Origin of the sequence: Segatella oulorum F0390 (assembly GCF_000224615.1) — a bacterium.
GTDB classification, from domain to species: Bacteria; Bacteroidota; Bacteroidia; order Bacteroidales; family Bacteroidaceae; genus Prevotella; species Prevotella oulorum.
This window is the reverse complement of sequence record NZ_JH114215.1, coordinates 1,176,016-1,184,718: the sequence shown is the minus strand read 5'-3', so window position 1 is coordinate 1,184,718 and position 8,703 is coordinate 1,176,016. Positions and strand designations below refer to the sequence as shown.

The following is an 8,703-nucleotide window of genomic DNA, read 5'->3' as shown; positions in this document are numbered from 1 at the left end:
AGAGGGGTTTGATGGAGGTTGGTAGGGGCGGCGCCTGGTGTGCCCGCCCGTGTCGCCCTGCAGGGGCGCATCCATCGTTAGCAGGTGTGCATTATGCGCAATGCACAAACATTTCAACGCATGGAGATGCCTCCTTTGCGGGTGGGGAACGTGCCCTTTGCGAATGGAAACGCCTCCTTTGCGGGTGGGGAACGTGCCTTTTACGGATGGAAACGCCGCTGCGCGGACGTTCGGGCGGGCACACAGGCGCCGCCCCTACCATTTCTCGTGTGGCTCCGTGTCCCAAGGTTGCCGGCGAAGAGTTTGCCGATGGACTAAAACGAGAAAAGGTTGCCGGCGAAGAGTTTGCCGATAAACAAACGCGCGGAATGGTTGGCGGCAAACGGTTCGCCGACGGACAAAACGCAAAAAGGTTGCGTGGCAGAGGGGGTTGATGGAGGTTGGTAGGGGCGGTGCCTGTGTGCCCGCCCGTGTCGCCCCATGAGGGCGCATCCATCGATAACGGGTGTGCATCATGCGCAATGCACAAACATTTCAACGCATGGAGACGCCTCCTTTGCGGATGGGGAACGTGCCTTTTACGGATGGAAACGCATCCTTTATGGGTGGGGAACGTGCCTTTTACAGATGGAAACGCCGCTGCGCGGACGTTCGGGCGGGCACACAGGCGCCGCCCCTACCATTTCTCGTGTGGCTCCGTGTCCCAAGGTTGCCGGAAGAGGCTCTGCCGATGGACTAAAACGAGAAAAGGTTGCCGGAGAGGTGCTCGCCGACGGACTAAAACAAGAAAAGGTCGCCGGAAGAGGCTCCGCCGATGGACTAAAACAAGAAAAGGTTGCTGGCGAGGTGCTCGCCGATGGACTAAATCGAGAAAAGGTTGCTGGCGAGGTGCTCGCCGATGGACTAAAACGAGAAAAGGTTGCCGGCGAATAGTTCGCCGCCGATAATCCGCGTTGTTTATCGCAGGAAAACAGTTCGCCGCTGATATTCCGCGCTGTTTATCGCAGGAAAAGAGTTCGCCGCCGATAATCCGCGTTGTTTATCGCAGGAAAAGAGTTCGCCGCCGATAATCCGCGCTGTTTATCGCAGGAAAACAGTTCGCCGCCGATAATCCGCGTTGTTTATCGCAGGAAAACAGTTCGCCGCCGATAATCCGCGTTGTTTATCGCAGGAAAACAGTTCGCCGCCGATATTCCGCACTGTTTATCGCAGGAAAACAGTTCGCCGCCGATAACATTAACGTGCAAAATGGAGAAAATTGATAATTTTTTTGGTTGTATTTTGGTTTTATGCGCGAAAAAGTGTACTTTTACGCTACCTTTTGTAATTGGACCTGAGAAAACAATGTTCGACGGACACCTTTTGCAAAAACAAACTCTTAGCGTCGCTATTGGCGCTAACTTTTAAAAATAATAAGAAATGAAAAATTCAAAAGAAACGACTCCCCGCTACGTGCGGGTGACTGGAGCCATCGCAACGCACACCAGCGCAATGCATGGCGAATTGCATCAACAACTCTACAGCTTAGTTGCAGCGCAGGACAAGCAGAAACTGCACCTCACCGACGAGCTGCTCAAGGCCTGGAACGACCTGATTGCGCAGGAAGTGGAGCTAAACAACGCCCAGCAGGACACCGAGCTGACGGCCAAGATGCAACAACTGGACGACGACCGCGACGCGCTCATCACGCAAATCTTCAGCGCCATTCGCAGCAACCGCCGCTCGCCCGTGAAGGCGCTGCGCGAACCGGCCGAACGGCTCGTGAAGTTGGTCAACTCCTACAAAGGCATTCAAACGGAGGTGCTGATGGCCGAGAGCCTGCACGTGAACGGACTGTTGATGGATTTGGCAAAGCAACCCACCGACACGGCCGCGCTGGGGCTGACGGCGGTCATCGCCATGCTGAAAACCACCAACGAGGAGTTCGAAGAGTTGGAGCTGAAACGCATCGACGGCACCGACAAATCGGGGCCGACGTCGACCAAAGCGGTGCGCCCGCTGACCGACGAAAAGTTCTACGAGGTGCGCGGCAACGTCGAGGCGGCCTTCTACTACGCCACCACCGCGACCGACAAACAGATGATTGCCACGCTCGTCGACAACCTCAATGCCATGCTCGCCCGCTACGCCACGAGTCGCAAATCGAGCAAGGCGCAGCAGGACATCGCCAAGCAGATGGAGTTGGAGAGCAATCACAAGCGCATCGACCCGCTGCTGCCGGCATTGGCTGCAAAAACGGGCCACGCTGCGGGCGACCTGTCCTTCACGGGGCGCACGCAATCCGTCAAGAAAGAAACGCGCTACGAGGTGCTCGCCGCCAGCACGGGCAAAAAGCAATGGGCACGGCTCGTGGGTGGCGAACTGGTGTTTGTCAAGACCAAGCCCAGCGCAAAAGGCAGCGGCTCGGCCACGCTGAAGCCCAAGGATAAGAAGCCGGGCGACGGCGGCTCACCAGGCAAAGGTGGCGACGGTGGCAAAGGCGGCGACGCGCCCGGCAAAGGCAAAGACACTGGCGGCGACGACGCGTCCGGCAAGGGAAAGAACCCCGACGGCGGGCAAGGCGATGTCACGGTGACGCCGAAAGCATAATGCTTTTTCAAGTTTTTTCATCGATATGATTTCATAAAAAAAGAGGGAGCGGGAGTGCGTGATGCATTCCCGCTCCCGTTTGTGTGTGGTCTTCGTTCTCGTGCGTATGGAAACGCGGCTGCGCGGCTGTTCGGATGAGTATGCAGGCACTGCGCCTACACGTTCTACGGCGTCGTCCCGCAAGGGTGCACCTGTCGTTGCCCTGTGCGGAACGGGCTATGCGTCGTATAGGGTTGGGTCGTCGATTCCGGCGGCTTGCAAGGCTTCTTTGCGCTCGATGCAGGTGCCGCATTTGCCACAATGGTGCGCGCCGCCTTTGTAGCAGCTCCATGTTTCGGCATAGTTGAGGCCGAGCCGTTTGCCAATGCGCGCGATGTCGGCTTTGGAAATGTTGGTATAGGGTGCCACAACATGCGCTTTTACGTAGGTTCCGGCTGTGGCTGCGGCATCGATGGCGCGGATGAATTGCGGCGTGCAGTCGGGATAGAGGGTGTGGTCGCCGCCGTGGTTGGCGATGAAAACCTGCGTGAGGCCGTGACTTTCGGCCACGCCAATGGCAATGGCGAGCATGATGCCGTTGCGGAAGGGCACCACGGTGGATTGCATGTTGTCGGCGGCATAATGGCCTTCGGGAATGGCGTCGGCACCTTGGAGCAACGAGCTTTCGAAGTGGCGTTGCATGAAGTCTAAGTTGATGACGATGTGGGGAATGCCCAAACGCTTGCAGTGCATGGCGGCGAGGGGAATCTCGCGGGCGTTGTGGTTGCTGCCATAATCGAAGCTGATGCCCAAGGCGATGTCGTCTTGTCGGTCGTAGAGCAGCGTGATGCTGTCCATGCCGCCGCTCACAATAATCACAGAATTTTTCTTTGTCATGTTTTATCCAAATAAAGTTCGTAGTGCCTCTTCAACCTTTTTCACGGGGTGGAGGGCAATGTTATATTTTTGTTTGTCGAAGCCTTTGAGGTTGTAGGCGGGGATAATCATGTGGGTGAAGCCCAACTTTTCGGCTTCGGCAATGCGCTGTTCGATGCGGCTCACGGGTCGCACTTCACCGCTCAATCCCACTTCGCCTGCCATGCACCAACCCGCTTCGATGGCCGTGTCAACGTTGCTCGAGAGCACGGCTGTAATGACGCTGAGGTCCATGGCCAAGTCGGTTACACGCAGTCCGCCGGCAATGTTGATGAACACGTCTTTCTGCATGAGTTTAAAGCCCACGCGCTTTTCGAGCACGGCCAGCAACATGTTGAGGCGGCGTTGGTCGAAGCCAGTGGCTGTGCGCTGTGGCGTGCCGTATGCGGCCGACGAAACCAAGGCTTGTGTTTCGACCAAGAAGGGGCGCACGCCCTCGATGGCGGCAGAGATGGCTACGCCCGAAAGGCCTTCGTGGTCTTGCGTGAGCAGCAATTCAGAGGGGTTGGAAACGGGGCGCAGGCCATCTTGTCGCATTTCGTAGATGCCGAGTTCCGACGTGCTTCCGAACCGATTTTTGATGGCGCGCAGAATGCGATACATGTAGTGCTGGTCGCCTTCGAACTGGATAACGGTGTCGACAATGTGTTCTAAAATCTTCGGTCCGGCCAACGTTCCTTCCTTATTGATGTGGCCAATGAGGATGACGGGGATGCCGCTCGTCTTGGCGAAGCGCAGCAAGGCCGAAGCACATTCGCGCACCTGTGTGATGCTGCCGGGCGAACTCTCCACCTCTGAGGTGGAAATGGTTTGAATGGAATCGATGATGACGAGCTCGGGCTTGGCCTCTTTGATGCTGTCGAAGATGTTTTCTAACGACGTTTCGCACAGCACTTGCACGGAGCCGTTGCCTCCGATGCGCTCGGCGCGCATCTTGATTTGGTGGGCGCTCTCTTCGCCGCTCACATAAAGGATGTCGCGGTTTTGCATGCGCAGAATGGTTTGCAGCGTGAGGGTGCTTTTGCCAATGCCGGGCTCGCCGCCTAAAAGCACGATGCTACCCGGCACCAATCCGCCGCCCAACACGCGGTTGAGCTCGGCATCTTGCATGTCGATGCGTGGCTCGTCTTGTGCCGAAATCTCGTGTAGGAATTGCGGTTTGTTGTGGTGTTCCAACTTGTTGCGCACGGCGTGGGCTGCCGATTTTGCCGCCATCGACCCCGAGTCGGCTGCAATTCTGATTTCCTTGTAGGTGTTCCATTGTCCGCAAGCGGGGCATTTGCCAATCCATTTGGCCGACTCTTGTCCGCAGTTGCTGCACACGTAGGCTATTTTGTCTTTTGCCATTGCTTTTTGAGTTTTAAAGAAGTTGACTTCGAATTTGTCCGAGCAGCATTCTCATGAAGCGCGAATGCTGTTCTTACGGCCTTTGAAAGCCACACAAAAGTAAGCATAATATTCGATGTTACAAAATTATTTATTACTTTTGCACGATATCGAAACGAAGCAAAATGAAGAAACAATCCCTGTTTTTTGGATGGAATATAAGCGCTTTGTTGGGCGCTGTTTTGTTGCTGGCAGCTTGCGGCTTGTCAGAACACGAACGCCAACGTTTGTCGCAAGCCGAGCGCATGCGTCTGCAACGCGAAGACTCGTTGGCATTGAAGATTGCGGTGTTGCCTACCTTAGACTGTTTGCCGTTGTATGTGATGAAGGCGCATCAGCTGTATGACACGGCGCAGTTGGATTTGCGCTTAAAGCCCTATTTGGCGCAGATGGATTGCGACACAGCCTTTCGTAATCGGCGTGTGGAGGGCATGGTGAGCGATCTTGTGCGCACAGAGCGTCTGAAACAGCAGGGAATCGGCGTAGACTATCTCACCGCCACCAATGCTTATTGGCAACTCTACACCAATCGGTTGGCGCGTTTGCGGCGGCTCAATCAGTTGGGCGATAAGATGGTGGCGATGACGCGCTTCTCGGCAACCGATTATTTAACCAATCGCACCCTCGACACGGTGAAGACGCGTGCGCAGGTGTTTCGCGTGCAATTCAATAATGTGCTGATACGGTTGGATATGTTGCTCAACAACGAGATTGATGCTCTTTGGTTGACCGAACCACAAGCCACAAAGGCGCGAATCTTGGGAAATCCCATGTTGCGCGATAGCCGCGACTTCAAAGTGGCGTTGGGTGTGTTGGCTTTGCGCACGGCCGGTGTGAGCGATGCTCGGCGTAAAGCGCAACTGGCTGCTTTTGTAAAAGGATATAATCGGGCGTGCGATTCGCTGAATCAGCGTGGCTTGCAGGCTTATGCCGATGTGATAGCGCGGTGGTGTAAAGCCGATAAAGCCACGCTCCAAGCACTGCCTAAATTGCATTATTCACACATCGCGCCACCGCGTCAGCAGGATATTGCCGTGGCGGCGCACGCATTTAAAGATTAAATGATGGAGCTCGAACATACTTATTTGGGATTGGTGCATTCGGCTATCCTTTATGATCGGGATGTGGCCGAGGCGTTAAATTTATTTTCTGAGGAGTTCGCTTCGGGTGATTATCCCCAATTCGAAGCGCGGTTGCAGACCATTTCGTCGAATTATGATTTGATGAAAGATTACATGCGGCGCGGTTTCCAAGACCCCATGCGCAATCAACTCTACACCGACATGTTGCATCAGCTCTACAGCCTTTATTTCGATGTGGCGCTGGATGAGGAAATCTACATAGCGGGCTATTATCAGTTGGCGGCGCAACATGCAAAGCACATTGATTTGGGCGACGGCGCATGGGTGGATGATTTAGAGCGCTATGTGCAAGATGTTGCCATGCTCTCGTTGGAAACGAGCAAAGAAAAACCATCCGCCACGCGGCAGTTGCGCCATGCGCACGAGCAACAGTTGGCCAAGATTTTCGATGCCATCATCGTGTCGCCCTTTTGGAATGAAAGCATTTGCGCACAGATGAAGCGCCTGTTCTCAAGTCCGTTGATAGATGTTTACGATGCCCAGACATTGGTCTCGGCCGTGATGCTGAGCGGACTCAACCGCATCGATCCCTCGCGCTTCATCTTGCTTTGGGAGGTGTGGCAGCAGGCCGACGACGACGAGTTGCGGCAGCGGGCGCTGGTGGGCTGGCGCTTGATGTTGACCCACAAAGATTTTCACCGCATAGAAAGCTGCGATGCGCACTTCACGGCAGCGCTCAAAGGAGCCGAGGGCGAAAAGCTCAAAGCGTTGTTGCTGTCGATTGACGAGCAGCTCATTTATTGCAGCAATGCGCGCAACGACATGCAGACCATTCAGCGCGACATCCTGCCCGACATGATCAAACGGGCGAAAACCGATTTGCTGCACGACAATATTTTCCCGCATGACGAGGCCGATATCAACGATATTCTTTATCCCGACAAGGCCGAAAAGGACATGGAGCGCATGGAGCAGCACATGAAAGAGTTGGCCGACATGCAGCAGCAAGGCATGGATGTTTATTTCGGCGGCTTTGCACAAATGAAGCGCTTCCCTTTCTTTGCGACGTTGAGCAACTGGTTTGTGCCTTTCTCGCCATCGAATGCCGCCTTAGACGAGCCGTTGGAAACGTTGGGGCAGCAGGGCTTCATCGCCTCCTTGTTTCAGACAGGCCCCTTTTGCGACTCCGACAAATATTCGTTCCTCTTTGCCGTGCAGCGCATTTACAGCCAGATGCCGCCCCAGCTGCGCGACATGATGCGCCATGCCAAGATGGCCATCGACGAGGAGCATTTGCCCAAAGATCTCTCAGCCTTTCGGCGTCGGCAATATCTGCAAAGCCTCTACCGTTTCTTTGCGCTCAACGATTGGCGCAAAGACTTTCGCAACCCCATGCCCGATTTGGATGACCAGGACAATCATAATTTAGCTTTCTTGACCGACTATTTCCACATCGGCAATGCGCTTCAAGAGGCTGTTACGCTCATTGCGCTGGCCGAGCGGCGTGCCCATTGGCCGATGGCTTATGCCTTGTTTGAACATTACAAAGTTCCTTTCTACAGATGGGATGGCATTCTCCCCGATAAACTCGATAGCATGCTGACCTATCTGCGTTTGCGCATACGTTTTGAAAGATATGAAAAGGTACACGGCGAGCTGTCGTGTTTTTGGGAAGACTTGGGAACGCACGCCAGCCAGTTGATTTATCTCTCGGCACTGAGCAATCCCGAAAGTGGGCTCAGATATGAAGAATTGTTTGACCGCACCAACCCGCCGACCAGCGTATCTATGCAGGTGGAACGCAATGTGCGCTTCACATCCGACGTGGATTTGCGTCGCTGTGCCGCAGCCTATTATTGCAATCATCAGTGGGAGGCGGCGGCGTTGGCCTATCGCGAGCTGTTGCGGCGCGACGAACGCACGGAGTATAAAATTTATTTGGGCTTGGCCTTGGCGCAGCAACGGCTGTTCGATGAGGCGTTGAAACTGCTCTATCCCCTTTATTTCGACACCCCCTCGTTGCCGGTGACGCGCGCCATTGCCTGGATTTTGCTCAATCAAACGCAGCTCGAACGCGCCGATCGCCTTTACGACGAGCTGTTTGCGCAGCACGAACTCGTGGCCGACGACTATCTCAACGCGGCCTATGCCAAATGGTTTTTGCGGAAGATGGATGCCGCCATCCAGTTGCTCGTGCAATGGCAGAAGCACAAGCTAAAACCTGTCGGAGGGACTACTCCCGAGAACAACGTGCAACATGATAGGCCGGGCAAGTTGAGAGGCATGTTGATGGATGCTTTCAAACAAGATTGGAGCACGTTGAAGGCAAATGGCATCTCAAAAATTGAATTGCGCTTGATGGCCGACCTCGCGGCCAATGCGCTATAGCTTTCTTGAATGTGCAACCGTCGTGCACCACGAGAAATTTTATTTTCCGCGCAAACAATCCTGCGGTGCAGAAAAAACTCGGTTTTTTTTGACTTGCAACCCTGCAGCGCAGAAAAAACTCGGTTTTTTTTGACTTGCAACCCTGCGGCGTAGAAAAAACTCAGTTTTTTTTGACGTGCAACCCTGCGGCGCAGAAAAAACTCAGTTTTTTTTGACTTGCAACCCTGCGGCGCAGAAAAAACTCGGTTTTTTTTGACTTGCAACCCTGCGGCGCAGAAAAAACCGGTTTTTTTGACTTGCAACCCTGCGGCGCAGAAAAAACTCAGTTTTTTTGACGTGCAAC

Annotated in this window: 7 protein-coding genes; 5 read left to right on the top strand and 2 right to left on the bottom strand. The window is 54.4% G+C overall.

From position 1 onward, the window contains the following. The first annotated feature begins 206 nt into the window (after positions 1-206). The 3 genes from HMPREF9431_RS05030 to HMPREF9431_RS05020 all read left to right on the top strand — a co-directional run bounded on the left by HMPREF9431_RS05030 (position 207) and on the right by HMPREF9431_RS05020 (position 2,589). On the top strand, positions 207-434 hold the full coding sequence (locus HMPREF9431_RS05030) for a hypothetical protein (protein WP_040560873.1): 228 nt from the start codon (positions 207-209) through the stop codon (positions 432-434). 193 nt (positions 435-627) lie between these two features. Then, positions 628-933, top strand: a complete 306-nt coding sequence (locus tag HMPREF9431_RS05025; protein WP_004380079.1) for a hypothetical protein — start codon at positions 628-630, stop codon at positions 931-933. A gap of 486 nt (positions 934-1,419) precedes the next feature. Then, the gene (locus tag HMPREF9431_RS05020; protein WP_004380078.1) at positions 1,420-2,589 is read left to right on the top strand and encodes a DUF6261 family protein; all 1,170 of its coding nucleotides are present in this window, start codon (positions 1,420-1,422) and stop codon (positions 2,587-2,589) included. 216 nt (positions 2,590-2,805) lie between these two features. On the opposite strand, the gene queC is transcribed toward HMPREF9431_RS05020, so the two are convergent. Both queC and radA read right to left on the bottom strand, forming a co-directional pair. After that, positions 2,806-3,465, bottom strand: coding sequence for a 7-cyano-7-deazaguanine synthase QueC (gene queC / locus HMPREF9431_RS05015; protein ID WP_004380077.1), 660 nt, complete (start codon positions 3,463-3,465; stop codon positions 2,806-2,808). 3 nt (positions 3,466-3,468) lie between these two features. Beyond that, complete coding sequence (radA, locus tag HMPREF9431_RS05010) at positions 3,469-4,851, bottom strand: DNA repair protein RadA (RefSeq protein WP_004380076.1); 1,383 nt, start codon at positions 4,849-4,851, stop codon at positions 3,469-3,471. Positions 4,852-5,015: 164 nt separating this feature from the next. Here radA and HMPREF9431_RS05005 point away from each other — a divergent pair, with 164 nt between their 5' ends. Beyond that, a complete protein-coding gene (locus HMPREF9431_RS05005; protein WP_004380075.1) occupies positions 5,016-5,951 on the top strand; it encodes an ABC transporter substrate-binding protein in 936 nt (311 codons plus the stop codon). Further along, the gene (locus tag HMPREF9431_RS05000; RefSeq protein WP_040560870.1) at positions 5,952-8,360 is read left to right on the top strand and encodes a hypothetical protein; all 2,409 of its coding nucleotides are present in this window, start codon (positions 5,952-5,954) and stop codon (positions 8,358-8,360) included. Positions 8,361-8,703 lie beyond the last annotated feature (343 nt).